The sequence below is a fragment of the Sorangium sp. So ce836 genome (assembly GCF_028553905.1).
GTDB classification, from domain to species: domain Bacteria; phylum Myxococcota_A; class Polyangia; order Polyangiales; family Polyangiaceae; genus Sorangium; species Sorangium cellulosum_D.
In genome coordinates this window covers 9,656,436-9,672,268 of sequence record NZ_CP102233.1, presented here as the reverse complement: position 1 = coordinate 9,672,268, position 15,833 = coordinate 9,656,436, and the positions used below count along the sequence as shown (strand labels likewise).

The following is a 15,833-nucleotide window of genomic DNA, read 5'->3' as shown; positions in this document are numbered from 1 at the left end:
CTCAGCGCGCCCTGTAGTAGGCCCGGTAATGAGCGACGAGCTGCTGCCAGCGCGCCTCGAGGGCGGGGTCGCTGCGCATCCGGAGCTGCCACGCGGCGTCGGTGGCCTGCCACGCGGCCGCGTCGCGGAGGCCGTAGCGTGGGTAGAGGGCCGCGGCGCCCCGCGGGCACAGCGAGAGCTCCGCGCACAGCGCGGCGTAGTGCTCCAGCGAGAGGGCGGGCGCGGCGCGGGCCGCGATGGGCTCGGTCGGCGCTGTCGCCGGCGCGGGGCGCTTCTCCGGGGCCGGGGTGAAGGGCAGGGAGGCGACGAGCGCGGGCATGTCGGGGAGCGGGGCGGTGCCGGCCGCGATGGGCTCGGCCGGCGGTGTAGCTGGTGCGGGGCGCTCCTCCGGGGCCGGGGTGAAGGGCAAGGAGGCGACGAGCGCGGGCATGTGATGGAGCGGCGCGGTGCCGGTGAGCCCGGGCGGCGCCGGGCGCCGCGGCGCTGGGCCGGCCGCCGACGGTGCGGCCGGCGCCGGACCACGCGGCGCGCCTGGCAGGAAGGGCAGGGCGGCGACGAGCGCAGGCATGTCGGGGAGCGGGGCCGTGCCGGAGGGCGCGGGCGGCGCCGCGCGCCGCGGCGCCGGTGCGGCCTTCGGCGGGGCCGGCGCTGGACCGGGCGGTGGGCGCACCGGCGTCGCGCTCGCGGGCCGCGAGGCTGCGAGGATCGCCCGCTGGTGCTCGAGGAAGGCCTGCGTGTAGCGGTTGGTCAGCTCGAAGCTGCCGTGCTCGAGCTCCGCCCCCATCCGCTCGAGCCAATCGCGCTGCGCGGCCGTCCACTCGTCCGCCGTGAGGCCGGCGCGCGCGAGCACCTCGTCGCGGAGCGTTCCGGCCTCCATCTGCGCGCGCATCTCCGCGTAGCGCTCCAGCGAAAGCGCCGTACCCATCGCGTGCATCCTAGCCCGAAGCGTCGCTCCTCTGCTGCGCCGCCTCGAGGCGTTGCGCCGCGCCGCGGGGAAGCGATACGTTCGCGTCGTTTGTCGCCGCGATCTCGCGACCGAGTCACCCGCCCGGAGGGCACGCTGAGCCATGTCGACCGCACCGGCGCCTGATGCCTCTGCTCCCCCCGGGATGTGCCCTGGGATCGCCGTGCTGGGAGGCGGCGGTGGATCCGGCGACGGCGGTGGCGGCGGCAGCGGCGGCGATGGCGGCAGCGGCGGTGGGGGGAGCGGGAGCGGCAAGGGCGGGGACGGCGATCAGAAGAACGCCCCCTCCGGGGCGGGGAGGCAGAGGTCCGAAGGGGAGCCGGTCGATGTCGTCACCGGGCGGGTTTACACCGTGCCGCGGACCGATCTGGCGCTGCCCGGCCCGCTCCCGTTCTCGTTCGTCCGCCGATACTCCTCGGCCATGGCCGAGCGCGACGTCGGCCTCGGCCACGGCTGGGCGCACAGCCTCGGCTGGCGTGTCACCGTCGCCCGGCGCGCGATCCGGGTGTGGACCGACGAGGGCATCTCGGTCGACTTCCCGGCGCTGGCCGAGGGCAGCGAGGCGATCGGGCCCTGGGGCTGGCTGCTGCGGCGCGAGCGCGGCGGCTACCGCCTCGACAAGGGCGACGGCCTGCTCCACGCCTTTGCGCTGCCGCTCGCCGGCGAGCGGGAGTGGCTGCTCACGGCGATCGAGGATCGCTCCGGGAACCGGATCGCGATCTCCTACGACGGCTCGCGGATCGCGGAGGTGCGGGACAGCGCCGGCCGGCGCGTCCGCTTCGCCCCGGGCCCCGAGGGGCGGATCGCCTCCATCAGCGTCTACAACGCCGCCTCCCAGGGGCGCTGGGTCCGCTTCGCGCGCTACGAGCACGACGACCTCGGCCGCCTCGTCGCCGCGGCCGATGCCGAGGGCTTCACCTCGCGTTATGCGTACGACGAGCGCAACCTGCTCACGGAGCACACCGATCGCGCCGGGCTCACGTTCCACTACCGCTACGACGCCGAGCGGCGCTGCGTCGAGACCTGGGGCGATCGCGACGGCCGGCCGGATCCCGGCCTCGCCGACGGGCTGCCGCCGCTGCTCGCCGACGGCACGACGCGCGCGAGGGGCATCTATCATTGCCGCTTCGCCTACCTGCCGGACGGCTACCGCGAGGTCGCCAATTCCCGGCAGGTGAAGCGCTTCTTCGGTAACCGGCACGGCCTGCTCGACCTCGAGGTGGACGGCGGGCACGCCGTGTCGGCGACCTACGACGACGCCGGGCACCTGCTCTCGGAGACGGATCAGCTCCAGGCCACCACGCGCTACGAGCGCGACGCGCGGGGCCGGCTGCTCTCGCAGACCGATCCGCTCGGCCGCGCCGTGCGCTACGAGCGCGACGCGCGGGGCGACGTCGTGCGCGTGATCGATCCCGCGGGGCTCGCGACGGCGATCGAGCGCGACGCCTCCGGCCTGCCGGTGCGGACGACGGATCCGACCGGCGCGGTGCGGCGCTTCGCGTACGACGCGCGCGGCCAGATGATCGAGGCCGAGGACGCGACCGGCCGCGCCGTGCGCATCGGGTACGACGCCCACGGCAACGTGGTCTCGCTCCTCGATCGGCGCGGCGGAAGGTGGCAGTGGACCTACGATTTCTTCGGCCGGACGCTGTCCATGACCGATCCGACGGGCGCGGTGAGCCGCTTCGAGGTTTCGCCGCGCGGGGATCTCGTGGCGACCATGGATCCGGCGGGCGCCACGGCGCGGTATGCCCACGACGGGGAGGGCCGGCTCGTCTCGGTCGCCGACCGCGCGGGGCGCACGTCGCGCATCGCGTGGTGCGGGTACCACTGGCTTCACGAGGTGACGGACGCGACCGGCCGGACCGCGCGGATGCGCTACGGGCGCGAGGGGGAGGTGCTGGAGGTCGAGAACGCGCGCGGCGAGCGGCACGTGTTCGAGTACGACGCCGCCCTGCGCCGCGTGAAGGAGCGCACCTTCGACGGGCGCGTGCTGCGCTACCGCCACGATCCGGCCGGGCAGCAGACGCGGGTCGAGCCGGGGATCGGCGCGCCGATCGGCTTCGCCTACGATCTCGCCGGGCAGCTCGTGGCCCGCGAGGTCGAGGGCAAGCGCGAGGTATATGCGTACGACGTGCGCGGCTTCCTCGAGTCGGTGGCGGGGCCGGATGGGACGGTGGCGTTCGAGCGGGACGCGATGGGGCGGATCGTGCGCGAGACGCAGCAGGGCCCGGGCGGGCCCGCGTTCACGGTCGAGGTGGGGCACGACGCCGAGGGGCGCGCGATCGGGCGAAGGACGTCGCTCGGCCACACGCTGTCGTGGGAGCCGGCGCCGGACGGCCGCGCCGCCCGGGTGACGCTCGACGGTCGGCAGGTGGTGCGCCGGCACTTCGATCCGGTCGGCCGGGAGATCGCGCGCGTGCTGCCGGGCGGCGGGGAGGTGCACAGCGCCTTCGACGCCGTCGGGCGCCTCTCGCGCCGCGTCGTGCGCCGCGCCGCGGCGGACCCGGCGATCGGCGCCGGCGATCCCGGCTGGGTGGGCCCGCGCCCGGCGGGGACGGTCGTGGACGCGCGTTACAGCCATGATCCGACGGGGCGCCTCGAGGCCGTCGAGGATCTCACCCGCGGCCGCACCGCGTACCGCCGCGATCCGGCCGGGCGGCTGCTGGAGGTCGTCGCGGAGGCGGGCCTGTCCGAGGTCTTCGCCTTCGATCCGACCGGGAATCTGGTCGATGCGGGCCCGCTGGCGCCGGCGCGCGAGCACGGGCCCGGCGACCGGCTGATCCGGCGCGGCGACGTGGCGTACCGCTACGACGCGCTGGGCCGGCTGGTGGAGAAGCGCGAGGGGGGAGCGCGGATCACGCGCTACGCGTGGGACGGGCGCGGGCTCCTGCGCCGGGTGGAGACGCCGGAGGGGCGCCGGGTGGAGTTCTCGTACGACGCCTTTGCGCGGCGGATCGAGAAGCGCGTCTCGACGCTGGACGGCGCGGGGGCGCGGCTCGTGTCGCGCACGCGGTTCTACTGGGACCGGCACGTGCCGGTGCACGAGGTGCGCACGCGCGAGGGCGATGCGGCAATCGAGGAGCGGACGTATGTGTTCGACGGCGGGAGCGCGGTCCCGCTCGCCCACTGCGAGACCCGCCGGGTGAGCGGCGACGTGGCGTCGCGCTGGTACCACTACGTGAACGATCCCCTGGGGACGCCGGAGCGGCTGCTGGACGAGCGCGGCGACATCGCCGGGGAGCTGCGGCTGTCGGCGTGGGGCAAGCGGATCGAGGGGGGCGGGGAGGGGGGCGTCACGACGCCGATCCGCTTCCTCGGGCAGTACGCGGACGAGGAGACGGGGCTCGTCTACAACCGGCACCGGTACTACGACCCGGAGGTGGGGAGGTTCATCAGCCCGGATCCGATCGGGCTGGAAGGTGGGGGGAACCTCTATGCGAGAGGGGGGGATCCGACGGCGGAGGCCGATGTTTATGGCAAATTTGTGAGCTGGATAGAGCCCCAGCCGATCAGCGCCGCCGAGAAGAAGGCGATGCGTGATGCAGCCCGCGCGCGCTTCGATGCCGACCCGGAGCTCAAGGCGCGACAGGCGGCGATCAAGGAGCGGAAGAACGCGAGTCAGTGTGCCAACGTCGCCAAGGAGGCGAGGCGCCTCGGCGCCGGCCACCAGACCCAGATCATGGGTCCAGAGCGGGACGTACACCGCAACGAGCCGCTCCAGACTTGGGATGATAGTACGGGCAAGCCCAAGCGATGGGAGGACCACTGGGTGAACCAGGACCCCGATGAGAGGATCGTCGACTACGATCAAGGAATGGTCTTCGACAATCGCCAGCAGTACGCGACGGCGATGTTCGAGAATCCCCGGGTCAGCTACCAAACGGACTACGGCGAATGGTAAATTCCCACCTGCCACAAGCACCCTTGGAGGTGGTCTACTACAAGTCCACCATGGGCAACGCCGAAGGGCTCCTTCGACACGTCTTCTCGCATGGCAGCGACGGTGTCGTGGTCGAGGAGCCCGTGCCGAGGGAGGGCCGCGTGCTCTGGACTCGCGGCGACGTCGTGTACTCCCTCCACCTGTTCTTCGTCGAGGCGCGCGGCAGCTCGTGGGCGCACGCCATCGAGAATCTGGTGGCCACGGAGGCTGCCACGGTACATGAGAGTACGACCTTCGCCCGCGAGTTCGCCGCGCTGAAAAGCGCTCAGACCATCATCCTCCTGGTCGATGATCAGACGCATCGCGTCTGGCGCGGCCGACACTTCACCAAGATGCTCCGCGCCGATCTCATCGCCGCAGGACGGAACCCGGACGACATCCCGGTGGTGTTCCAGATTGATCATCCGTGCCAGGAGGGTGTCCCCACGACGCCGTCATCCGACATCATCCCGGGACTCTCCTGGGCGCGCTGCGATCACATCGAAGCCTTCCCCAAGGAGAAGCGCGGCGCGAAGGAGGCGCTGGATCGCGCCATCGCGCTTTACGAAGAGATGAGGGCCGAGCATGAAGCCAAGTAATCTCCTCTGCCGGCAGCTCGCCGCCCGCGCGGCCGCCGAGGGCGGCGGCGCGCCGCTCGCCGTCGTGGCCTGCGGACCCGACGGCGCGCCGGAGCCGCTCCGCACCTGGGACGACGCCACGGGCGAGCCGGTGCTCTGGGGCGTCCACTGCGTCAACGAGGAGCCCGGCGGCCGCATCGTCGACTACGCCCAGGGCCTCGTCTTCGACGACCGGCGGCAGCTCGTCGCCGCGCTGTTCGAGAACGCGCGCGTGCTCGTCGAGCAGGAGGATCTCGACTGGTGAGCTCCCCCGCCCAGCCGCTCCCGCTCCACGTCGCCTACTACACAGGCCCCACCGGGAGCCCCTACCGGCTCCTCCGGCACCTCGCCGCCCTCGCCCGCTCGGCCTCGATCGAGGCCGGCCCAACCCCGGCGCGGGCCGACCTGCTCTGGCCGCGCGGCGCCGCCGTGCTCCCCCTGCGCCTCTCGCTGATCGTGACGCGCGGGGTCGCCTGGCACGAGCCCATCGAGGGCCTCGCAGCCGAGAGCGACGAGGTGCGCGGCGAGCTCGACGCCCTGAGGCGCGCGCAGGTCGTCGTGCTGCCGATCGACGGCCGCGCGCGCCGGCTCGCCCTCGGCGTGCACCGCGCGGCCGCGCTGCACGCAGACCTGATCGCGGCGGGACGACAGCCCGAGCAGGTGCCGGTGCTCTTCCAGGTGCACCGCTACGCCGACCCGAACGAGCCGGCGGCGGCGCTCCCGGACATCGCGCGCGCGCTGGCGTGGCCGCGGTGGGAGCACGTGGAGGCGTTCCCTCGGGAGAAGCGCGGGGCGAGGGAGGCGCTCGATCGCGCCATCGCCCTGCACGAGGAGAGCCGCGGCGCCTCGGCCCGCAGCGACGCTCGCTGATCGCTCCGTCGATGGAGCGCGCCGTGCTCCGTGGTGGATCGGCACACCCGCATCGCATACGCTCTGCGGCTCGCTCATGGTGCTCGATCGTAGCCGCTCCGCAGAGCGCGTTCCGAAGCGTGCTTGTGGAAGGCGGCCCCGTGCGTACAGTCGCGGTGCGATGACGAAGCGACGGAGCGGGGATGCAGGCGTCGAAGTCCCGAGCCTGACGACAGCGGTGCTGAAGCTGTCAGCACCGCAGGTCGCATGGCAAGGCCGCGAGGACGCCCCCGCCAGGGCGAAGGGACGCCCGCGTCGCGCGGCTGAGCAGGAGGAGGAGCGCGCAGGAGCGGCCGAGGCCGCCGGCGTGCGGCGCCGCAAGACCGCCGCCCAGCCGTCGGCGGAGGAGGTGGGCGAACGGCGGCCGACCCGAGGCGCGGACAAGCAGCGCCGAAGCGAAGCGAACCGAAGGCGCCCCGTCGAGACGAGCTCGACGGTGGCGGGGCGAAGCGACGACAGCACCGGCTCGACGAGCCGACGCACCTCGGCGCGGACGCGGAAAGGACGCGCGCCTGGCTCGGCCGCTCCGGACGCAACGAGCACTGTGGGCGCGACGCAAGCGGGCGACGCGGCGCGATCAGCGGTCGCGGAAGACGAGCCGCGAGCCGGAGATCCGAGCCAGGTCCAGGTACTTGAGCCGCCCCTCGGCGATGAGGCGTTGTCGCGTCGCGACCCAGTTCTTGGGACTCAGGTCGAGGATGCGGCTGAGCGGATAGCTCGGAGCCACGGTCAGGATCTCCTGCAAGTACAGCTCGGGGTCGAGCCCGTGCATCTGGCAGGTCGCGATGAGCGACGTGACGGCACAGGCCCGGACAGCATGCTCGTCGCTGCCGTGGAAGAGCCAGTTGCGTCGTCCCTTGACGACGCGGCGCAGAGCCCTCTCACTGGCATTGTTGTGGATGGGGACCTCCCCGTTGGAGAGGAACTCGCAGAGCGCCTCCCTCTGGTTGTGCAAATAGACCAGCCCTTCGCGCAACGGCGAATGCTCCGGGACGACCTGCCGCTGCGCCTCGACCCAGGCGAAGAGCTTCTCAATCAGCGGTGCGGACTCGCGCTGCCGGATCTCGAGACGCTCGTCCGGGCTGCACAGGGCGCATTCCTCCTCGACGCGGAAGAGCGCCTGGATGGCCTGGAGCGCGAACGCCGCATCCTTGCCCGCCCCGGCCTTGAACGCCTTGAAGAAGCGCCTTCGTGCATGGCTCCAGCAGCCGGCCTCGCGCGCCTTGCCCGGCCCGAACAGCACGTTGTGGTTGGCCGAGGCATCGGCGACGAGCGTCCCCTGGTAGCCGCCGAAGAGCTTCGCGACGGTGGGACCGTCGTACGTCGGTGTATAGCGGAACAGCACCCCATCGCCCGGCGCGACGAGGACGAAGACATGCCCATAGCGGTGCTTGTCCTTGGCCCGGATGGCGGTGCCCGTCGCATCCATGGCGAACCACGACCGCGAGAGCGCGTCGCTCCAGATGGCATCGGCGATGCGCATCGCAATGCCGCCACAGTCGTACTGCCAGCGTGTCATGTTGCCGCGGCCAATGCGGAAGCCGTGGCGCTCCGACTCCACCTCTTGCCTGTAGTATGGCATGTGGTAGTCGAGCTTGTGGACGAACAGGTGGGCCAAGAGGCTCGGATCGGCAAGGCATCTGGCGATCGGGCGCTCCGGCAGCGAGGCGATCTTCACAGGTCCGCCGCTGTCCTCCGCAGCGTCCGACTCGGGCGTGTAGCGTACGAGGACGCCGTCGACGAAGGGGCTTTGCTTGAAGCCCGTGTCCGCGGGGATCCCCAAGAGCTCGTGCTCCCGCACGACGAGGGGCTCGTCGAGCTCGCGCTTGAAGGCCGGCTCTGCGGCTGGCAAAGAAGCAGGCTCCTCGCCCGCTCCGCGGCTCGCCGCCGGTGCCTCCGCCTTGGCCACGTACTTGGGGCGACGCCAGACGATCTCCACGGGGCCGCCGCGCCGGTGGCCGATCACCGAGCTGTCTTCGACGCCCACACGCTCGAAGCGCTCGCTACCTTGGAGCAGCACCTCCGGCGGCAGCGTCTCGATGATCACCCTCGGGATGACACCGATGCGACGGCGCCCGTGCTCGTGGCGCTGAACTCGCTTGCCACCTCCGGGATCCGAGCTGGAGCAGGACTCTGCGGTCCCCCCACGCTCCGCCGGGCTCGCGAGGCCCGGCGGCGGGATGCTGCCGTCGCTCCGATCCGCCTCAGGCGAGGCGCTGTGGGTCTCGGCCTGCGACGAAGCTTGAGCCGGACAGGCGTCTGGCTCGCCGGCCAGCGAAAGCCGCAGCTGGTCAGGCGAGATCTGCTCGGAGACGTGGCGCCGGAACCCGATCTCCAACGTCCGAATCGTCTCCTGCAGCTGTTGATTGTACGCCTTGAGCGACTCGACAGAGCGAGCGAGCTCTTGGGCCTGTTGCTCCGCCGTCGAAAGCTCGGCCAGCTTCGCCTCGAGCTCCTGCACCCGCCGGAGCAGCGCGTCGACCACCGACGCGGGGTCGGCGGGGCTCCCCTGTCCTTGTCCCCTGGCCTGAAGATAGCCGAGCACGAGCGCCGTGCCGTCAAGGCGCTCTGTCTCCGCCGCCTGCGGGAGCTCGGTCTCACCGGGTCGTGTCAAGGCGCGCCATGGATGCCCCCTCCGCTGGCTCCTGGCAAGTACCTTACGCAGGCACTTTTGGCTGTTTTTGATGAGAATCCTTTGTTGAAAATGGGAACGCGGGGCAAACATGGTGCGCCCTCGACGCCGCGCTCTCGCGAGGTCTTCGGGAGGATGCAACTCGCGCCCTGCTCCATCTCCGCATCAGGCTGAGCCGGCTCCGTATCAGGCTGAGCCGGCCGCCATCGGGCCGCGCTGGCGCCGGCAGCGTGGTGGACGAGCGCCGGCGCAGACGCCTCAGTGGACCAGCCGGCGGCGGCTTGCCAGCTCTTCCACGGGTAGACCAGCGAGCAGCTGCGCGAAGTCCTGTGCTGACAGCTCGATACACTTGCCGTCAGCCTCGGTGAACGAGGGCAGAGCAAATGCACCCTTCGAGAAACGCTTGTATAGAATTGTATACCCGTTGCGGTCCCACCAAAGTGCCTTCAGTCGGTTGCGCCTCTTGTTGAAGAACAAGAATAGCGCGCCGCTGGCTGGGTCCAGGCACAGCACCTGCCGGGTGATCGCGGCGAGCCGGTCGAACGCGCCACGCAAGTCCACTGGACCGACGGCCAGATACACGGCTATCGTCGCGGGGGTCACTGCCCCCTCCGCAACGCCTCGATCGCTTCCACGAGGTCGCGCGCGCCTATCCCACATACCTGCATCCGCGTCCCATCGGTAAATGCGACGTTGAGCCGCAAAGGCGGCGCCTCTCGGCGCTCCGGGCGCACCACGACGGGTAGGAACGGAACATGCTGAGCCGCCTTGGTGGTCGCTGGCAACGCACCATCATCTGCGCGCTCACCGCCAGCCACCCATCGGTCGGCAGTCATCTTGTGGACACCGAGCTCCGTGGCGATCTCGGCCGGCGTCGCCCCCGCCCGGGAACGCTCCCTGGCGTACGCCTCGGCTCGGTCTCGCAGCTCGCTCGGGTACTTCCCACGGCTCTTCTTCTCACGATACCTCGACAGCTCCGCACGCAGCTGCACCAGCTCTCTGCTTCCTGGCATCGCACGCTCCTCTTCGCTCGGCGAGGGCACGCCCCTCATCGGACGTCGCGTAGCGTGCAACCGAAGCTGGCCAGGGGAAAGACGCGGTCTGCGGAGCGGCTACGCTCGATCTGGAGACGTACGCGCGGGTGATGGCTCGGCTCGCCGAGTCCGGCGGCGCGCGGGCCGAGGTGCTCGCGCGACACGGGGTCGACGAGGCGCGGTGGGACGCCGCCGACGCACACTGGCAGGCGCGCCTCTCCGGCGCTCTGGCCGACGAGGACGAACCGGTCCCGGCGCTGCTCGCCGCGTATTGCGAGGCCTACCAGGCGGCGTCGCGCGCGGCCGCGCCGCCGGTCTCGCTCGAGCAGTTCGCCCGGGTGACATCGCTGCTGCAGTCGACCGGCGACGTGCAGGCCGCGCTCGCCCAGGTGGGCGTGACCCTGGCCGACTACGTGCGCGGGAGCGAGCACTGGAGCCGTCGGATGGCCGAGGACTCCGGCATGGAGAGGCGGTTCCACGCGGCGCTCCGCGGCGAGACCGGAGGCTCCCCGGAATGAGGGCGTCGACCTCCGCGCCGCCCGCCGCACGGTCGACATGGAGAGCCATGGTCGCTCATCGAGGTCGCCGCGGTCGAGCGCTGCCGCCACGTGGAGTATCGGAGGCATGATGGGAGCTCACGACAAGGGCGCCGACGCCGCCGGCAGCGCGACCGTCGAGCTGGAGGAGGCTGCGCCGGCGTCGCGCCTCTCCATCGACGATCTGCTGCCGGAGCCCACCTCTCCGGCGCCGGCGCCGCACCGGGCGGGCGTCGCGCCGGCGGCCGGCACGCGCACCGCGCGCGTGCTCGCCGTGACCGACCGCAGCGCGACGATCGTGCTCCGCGGCGCGCCCGCGGCGGTCGAGGCAGAGCTCGCGCCCGAGGTGGATCCCGAGGTGATCGCCGACGCCCTGGACAACGGCGATTCGGTGCTGGTCGAGTGCTGCGAGGGCGAAGCGCCGCTCGTGGTCGCGGCGCTCGCGACGCGCAAGCCCCGCGAGCTCCGGCTGCAGGCGACCACGGTCCACATCGAGGCCGAGGACGAGGTGCTCCTGCGCTCGGGACACGGCGCGGTCCGCATCCGCCAGGACGGGGACATCGAGGTGATCGGCAGCCGCATCAGCGCCGCCTCCCGCGGGCTGTTCCGCCTCGTCGGGCGGATCTTGAGGCTGAATTGAGCCCGCGCCCGCGCCGGTGCGCCCCGCGCCCCGAGGAGATCCCGCTGGCCCCGCGCGAGGAGCGTCGCCAGGGGCGGAGAGCACGGGCGCTCCTGAGGGTTCCCGATCGTGGAGGGCTCGTTTGATGGAGGGCACGCTCGGCCACCTCCTCCTCGCGGGCGACGGTCTGCCCGGCGATGTGCGGGTTCATTCCTACGAAGCGCACGAGGCGATCTCGATTCCGTACGCGGTCCGCGTCGAGATCTCCACCTGCGACCCGTCCTTTCGCGTCGATGCGTGCCTCCAGCGCCGGATGCTGCTCGAGGTCGATGACGGCCACGGGAGCGTCCGCCATTACGACGGCCTGCCCGACCGCGTCGGCTTCCTCGCGTACCGGGCCGGCGAATACGTCTTCGAGCTCCGGCTCCGGCCCGCCGTCGCCGCCCTCGAGCACCGCGAGGGCTCACGCATCTTCCAGGACAGGAGCCCGGTGGATGTCGTCAAGGCCGTCCTGGCCGACGCCGGTGTCGACCGCGGCGTGGAATGGCGGCTCCGCCACAGCTACGCGCCCCGCGAGCTCCTGTGCCAGTACCGCGAAACAGAGCTGGATTTCGTCCACCGGCTCCTCGAGGAAGAGGGGATATTCTACTTCTTCCTCCACGGCCCCGAAGGGCACAGGCTCGTGCTCGCCGACGACCCGGCGGCGTTCGCGCCGCTGGACGGGACCCCCGAGGTGCTGCTCTCCGTCCGGCAGGGCGCTGGCGCGCGCGCCCGGCCGGTGCTCGATCTGCGCCGGAGAAAGGCCTTGCGGCCCACGGAGCTCGCGCTGCGCGACCACGACTTCGAGCAGCCCGAGGTCTTCCCCACGGCCTCGGCGGCGGCGCCCGGCAACCGGGCGATTCGCCACTTCGAATACCCAGGCGGCTTCACCGCGGCCGCCGAGGGCGCACGGAGAGCCGCGCGGCGGCTGAGCTCCCTCCGCGGTGACGTCGACCTCTGCCGCGGCAAGACCGGCGCGGCGGGGCTCCTGTGCGGCACGCCGGTGGCGATCGAGGGGGCGGCCGAGCCGTTCCTCGAGGGAGAGTTCGTGGTCGTCGAGCTCCGGTCGCGAGGCCGGGCGGGCGCAGCAGCGTGCGAGAACGAGTTCTCCGCCATCCCGAATGGCGCGCCGTTCGCCCCGCCCCGCCGCACGAAGAAGCCGAGGGCTCGGGGCGTCCAGACGGCCATCGTGACCGGGCCATCGAACGAGCCTCAGGCCGTCCACGTCGACCGGTACGGCCGTATCAAGGTGCGATTCCTGTGGGATCGCTCGGGCAAGCAGGACGACACCTCGAGCGCCTGGCTGCGCGTATCGCAGCTCGCGCTCGGCGGCTCGATGATCCTGCCCCGCGTCGGCTGGGAGGTCTCGGTCGGCTTTCTCGACGGCGACCCGGACCGCCCCCTCGTGCTCGGGCGCGCGTTCAACGCCGAGGACACCCCTCCTTACGCCCTCCCCGGCGCGGCGGCCAGGAGCGCGCTGAGGAGCATGTCCACGCCCGGCGGCGCCGGGCACAACGAGATCACGATGAGCGACACGGCGGGCGGTCAGGGATTCTCCATCTCCGCCCAGAGGGATCTCCATATCGCCACCGGCCACGACAAGGACGAGACCGTGGGGGTCGACGAGGAGCACAGCGTCGGGGGCAACTACGCGGTCTCCGTCGGCGCGAGCGAGTCGGTCGCGGTGGGCGCGAACCAGTCGATCGACGTGGGCAACGCGCTCCAGAACAAGGTGGCCGGCGCGCAGACGATCTCCGTGGGCGGCGACGACCGGATCCACGCGAGCGCCGATCTCGTGGAGAAGGTCGGCGGGGCGCGCGACTATGCCGTGGGCGGGGACCAGATCACCATCTCGTGCGGCGTCCGCCAGCAGATCACGGGCGCCTTCACGCGCGACGTCGGCTCGGTCCAGACCAGCCTCTCGCTCGCCTCGATCGATGACGACATGCTCTCGACCTACGATGAGGCGGCCGGGGCGCTCATCGCGCAGCTCGTCGCCGGCGCGAGCGTCGAGAGCGTCGCCGCGAGCAAGGACCAGACGTCGTCCGCGGGCGAGATTCACAGCGTGGGCGCGCTCTCGACGCAGGCGGGCGAGGTGAAGCAGCTCATCGGCGGGCTGCACCTGCGCAACGTGGGCGGCGATTGCGTCGTCGAGGCGCCGCAGATCGTCCTCGCGGGCGGCGTGGCGAGGCTCATCGGCGGCGGGAGCGCCATCAAGCTCGACGGAGGCCCGATGACGCTGGCGGGCCCGAAGATCGCGATCGACGCGGCGCTCATCGTCCGGCAGGCGGCGAGCCTCAAGATCGGGTGAACGAGGCCAGGCGTGGCAGACCTCATCGAGATCGGACACGAGCTCACGATAGACGGCGCTCCGTTTCCCCTCCTCTGGCTCGAGGCGCGCGAGGCGATCGACGACATCGGCTCGCTCCGGTGCGAGATCGCGGGCGGCGCCGGCGGGCCGGACCCGGCGACCCTCGTCGGCAAGCCGCTCGTGCTCACGCTGTCGCGCGGCGGCCGCGAGGAGCGCAGGCTGGCCGGCGTCGTCGTCGAGGCCGAGCGCGGGACCACGCGGGGCACGGACGAGCCCGGGACGCGGCTCGTCGCGCGCCCCCGGCTGTTCCGCCTCACCCAGCGCGCCGATTGCCGCGTCTTCCAGCGCATGTCGGCTCCCGACATCGTGAAGGAGGTCCTCGCGGGCGCGGGCATCCCGGCCTCCGCGCAACGCTGGCGGCTCGTGGACAGCTACCCGACGCGCGAGATGGCGGCGCAGTACCGCGAGACGGATCACGATTTCGTCCGGCGGCTCCTTGCGGAGGAGGGGATCGCCTTCTTCGTCGATTCGAGCACGGGCGCCGACACGGTCGTCTTCTTCGACCGCGAGCCCGAGGACATCGAGGGGGGAAGAGAGCTGGCTTTCCGCCCGGCGGACGGGCTCGACACGGCGCATGACGCGATAACCACCCTCTCTTACGAGAGGGCGACCGCGCCGGGGCGCGTGCACCTGCGGGATCACGATTTCGAGCGACCCCGGGTGAAGCTCGACGCCACGGCCGAGGGGGACGACGCGCCGGAGAGAGCGCTGGAGGTGTACGCGCACCCCGGCCGGTTCACCGAGCCCGCCGTGGGCGATCGCCGCGCCAGGGTGCTCCTGGAGTCGCTCCGCGCCCGGCGCGAGCTCGCGAGCGGCACGACGAACACCCTCCGGGTGCGCCCCGGGCGCAGGTTCTCGCTGGTGGACCATCCGTACGAGCCGCTCAACCAGGAGTACCTGGTCGTGGAGGTCGACATCGCGCTGGAGGCGCGCGCGACGGCCCAGCCGCGCGGGGACGCGATGGGGCGCGGCGCGCGCGTCGCCTTCCGCGCGATCCCGGCGTCGACGACCCCCTATCGGCCCCCGCGAGCCCCGCCGGCGACGGCGGTGGCAGGCGCGCAGTCGGCCGTCACGACGGGGCCGCCGGGCAGCGAGATCCACCCGGATCGGCATGGCCGCGTGAAGGTCCTGTTTCCCTGGGACCGCCGGGGCAGGGCCGACGACGCCTCGAGCCCGTGGATCCGCACGAGCCAGCTCCCGCTCGGCGGCGGCATGCTGACGCCGCGCGTGGGCTGGGAGGTGTGCGTCGGCTTCGTCGACGGCGACGTGGATCGGCCGTTCGTGGGGGGGCGGCTGTACAACGCGGCGTCTCCGCCACCGTATCCGCTGCCGGCCCACAAGACCCGGATGGCCCTTCAGACCGCCACGACCCCCGGCGGCGGTTCGGTGAACGAGATCCGCATGGACGACCGGGCGGGCGCCGAGGAGATGCTCATGAGCGCGTCCCGGGACGGCTCGGTGCGCGCAGGGAACGACGCGACCGAGAGCATAGGAAATAACGAGTCGCGTTCCATCGGGGCCGATCACACGCTGGCGGTGGCCGACAGCTTGTCCGCCACGGTCGGAGCGAACCAGGACCTCGCGATCGGCGGCGACCAGAGCGTGCGCGTCTCGACGTTCATGGTGGATGACGTCGGCAGCCATTCGCTCACCGTCGGGGGCAACCGCGATCTCGCGGCGGGCGGAGATCACAAGCGCACGGTCACCGGGAGCTCGACGCTGACCATCGGCGGCATGCAGGTCGAGGTCGCGGCCGGCTCGGTGGACGAGGCGACCATGGCCACGATGAACGACACGGTCGGCGCGGCGCTGATCGAGGTGACCGCCTCGGATCGGACCGTGACGGTGAAGGGGAGTCGGATCGAGACCGCGGGGGCGGCCAAGGTGATCCTCGCCGGCGGCGGCCGCTCGGTCGAGGTCGGCACCAGCTTGAGCCAGAAGGCCGCGGGCGCGATCCTCAACCAGGTCGCCGGGGACCGCCACGACGTGAGCGAGACGGATTTCCTCGAGATCGCGGGGGGCGCGCAGATCGTCAAGGCGACGAACGTCGTGTTCGAGGCCCAGACCCTGCTCAGCGTCGTCATGGGGGCCTCGACGATCACGCTGACCCCTGCGTCGGTGTCGATCGCCGGCACCGCGATCACGTTCGACGGCGACTGCGGCGAGCTGGGCGTCATCAAGGAGAACTGA

12 protein-coding genes are annotated in these 15,833 nt (G+C 72.1%); 8 read left to right on the top strand and 4 right to left on the bottom strand.

Translation table 11 applies throughout. From position 1 onward, the window contains the following. Window position 1: 1 nt before the first annotated feature. Window positions 2-925, bottom strand: a complete 924-nt coding sequence (locus tag NQZ70_RS34995) for a hypothetical protein (protein WP_129578102.1) — start codon at window positions 923-925, stop codon at window positions 2-4. 142 nt (window positions 926-1,067) lie between these two features. Here NQZ70_RS34995 and NQZ70_RS34990 point away from each other — a divergent pair, with 142 nt between their 5' ends. Genes NQZ70_RS34990 through NQZ70_RS34975 form a run of 4 tightly spaced genes read left to right on the top strand, consistent with a single transcriptional unit; the run spans window position 1,068 to window position 6,373 of the window. Continuing rightward, window positions 1,068-4,868, top strand: coding sequence for an RHS repeat-associated core domain-containing protein (locus NQZ70_RS34990; protein ID WP_129578101.1), 3,801 nt, complete (start codon window positions 1,068-1,070; stop codon window positions 4,866-4,868). A gap of 29 nt (window positions 4,869-4,897) precedes the next feature. After that, window positions 4,898-5,485, top strand: coding sequence for a hypothetical protein (locus NQZ70_RS34985; protein ID WP_207217572.1), 588 nt, complete (start codon window positions 4,898-4,900; stop codon window positions 5,483-5,485). Further along, complete coding sequence (locus NQZ70_RS34980; protein WP_129578099.1) at window positions 5,472-5,768, top strand: hypothetical protein; 297 nt, start codon at window positions 5,472-5,474, stop codon at window positions 5,766-5,768. Before NQZ70_RS34985 ends, NQZ70_RS34980 begins: the two co-directional genes overlap by 14 nt. Further along, window positions 5,765-6,373 carry a hypothetical protein gene (locus NQZ70_RS34975; protein ID WP_129578098.1) on the top strand — a complete coding sequence of 203 codons (609 nt, stop codon included), beginning with the start codon at window positions 5,765-5,767 and terminating at the stop codon, window positions 6,371-6,373. The genes NQZ70_RS34980 and NQZ70_RS34975 overlap by 4 nt, the downstream gene beginning before the upstream one ends. A gap of 616 nt (window positions 6,374-6,989) precedes the next feature. Here NQZ70_RS34975 and tnpC read toward each other — a convergent pair. The 3 genes from tnpC to NQZ70_RS34960 all read right to left on the bottom strand — a co-directional run bounded on the left by tnpC (window position 6,990) and on the right by NQZ70_RS34960 (window position 10,057). Beyond that, a complete protein-coding gene (gene tnpC, locus NQZ70_RS34970) occupies window positions 6,990-9,026 on the bottom strand; it encodes an IS66 family transposase (protein WP_165374010.1) in 2,037 nt (678 codons plus the stop codon). 276 nt (window positions 9,027-9,302) lie between these two features. Continuing rightward, a complete protein-coding gene (gene tnpB, locus NQZ70_RS34965; RefSeq protein ID WP_129572581.1) occupies window positions 9,303-9,704 on the bottom strand; it encodes an IS66 family insertion sequence element accessory protein TnpB in 402 nt (133 codons plus the stop codon). Beyond that, window positions 9,644-10,057: a helix-turn-helix domain-containing protein gene (locus tag NQZ70_RS34960; RefSeq protein ID WP_129572580.1), complete on the bottom strand. Its 414-nt coding sequence runs from the start codon at window positions 10,055-10,057 to the stop codon at window positions 9,644-9,646. The genes tnpB and NQZ70_RS34960 overlap by 61 nt, the downstream gene beginning before the upstream one ends. Before the next feature lie 131 nt (window positions 10,058-10,188). Between NQZ70_RS34960 and NQZ70_RS34955 the strand changes: the two genes are divergently transcribed. The 4 genes from NQZ70_RS34955 (at window position 10,189) to NQZ70_RS34940 (ending at window position 15,833) form a co-directional block, all read left to right on the top strand. Then, entirely contained in the window at window positions 10,189-10,596 is a 408-nt protein-coding gene (locus tag NQZ70_RS34955) for a hypothetical protein (RefSeq protein ID WP_129578097.1), read from the top strand. 106 nt (window positions 10,597-10,702) lie between these two features. Beyond that, a complete protein-coding gene (locus NQZ70_RS34950) occupies window positions 10,703-11,254 on the top strand; it encodes a hypothetical protein (RefSeq protein WP_129578096.1) in 552 nt (183 codons plus the stop codon). A gap of 124 nt (window positions 11,255-11,378) precedes the next feature. Continuing rightward, a complete protein-coding gene (locus NQZ70_RS34945; protein WP_129578095.1) occupies window positions 11,379-13,583 on the top strand; it encodes a type VI secretion system Vgr family protein in 2,205 nt (734 codons plus the stop codon). Window positions 13,584-13,595: 12 nt separating this feature from the next. After that, the gene (locus tag NQZ70_RS34940; protein WP_129578094.1) at window positions 13,596-15,833 is read left to right on the top strand and encodes a type VI secretion system Vgr family protein; all 2,238 of its coding nucleotides are present in this window, start codon (window positions 13,596-13,598) and stop codon (window positions 15,831-15,833) included.

Coding starts and splice junctions, on each gene's coding strand:
- NQZ70_RS34950 (WP_129578096.1), top strand. CDS start 10,703: ATGATGGGAGCTCACGACAAGGGCGCCGACGCCGCCGGCAGCGCGACC.
- NQZ70_RS34960 (WP_129572580.1), bottom strand. CDS start 10,057: ATGCCAGGAAGCAGAGAGCTGGTGCAGCTGCGTGCGGAGCTGTCGAGG.
- tnpB (WP_129572581.1), bottom strand. CDS start 9,704: ATGTGGGATAGGCGCGCGCGACCTCGTGGAAGCGATCGAGGCGTTGCG.
- NQZ70_RS34995 (WP_129578102.1), bottom strand. CDS start 925: ATGGGTACGGCGCTTTCGCTGGAGCGCTACGCGGAGATGCGCGCGCAG.
- NQZ70_RS34980 (WP_129578099.1), top strand. CDS start 5,472: ATGAAGCCAAGTAATCTCCTCTGCCGGCAGCTCGCCGCCCGCGCGGCC.
- NQZ70_RS34945 (WP_129578095.1), top strand. CDS start 11,379: ATGGAGGGCACGCTCGGCCACCTCCTCCTCGCGGGCGACGGTCTGCCC.
- NQZ70_RS34990 (WP_129578101.1), top strand. CDS start 1,068: ATGTCGACCGCACCGGCGCCTGATGCCTCTGCTCCCCCCGGGATGTGC.
- NQZ70_RS34955 (WP_129578097.1), top strand. CDS start 10,189: ATGGCTCGGCTCGCCGAGTCCGGCGGCGCGCGGGCCGAGGTGCTCGCG.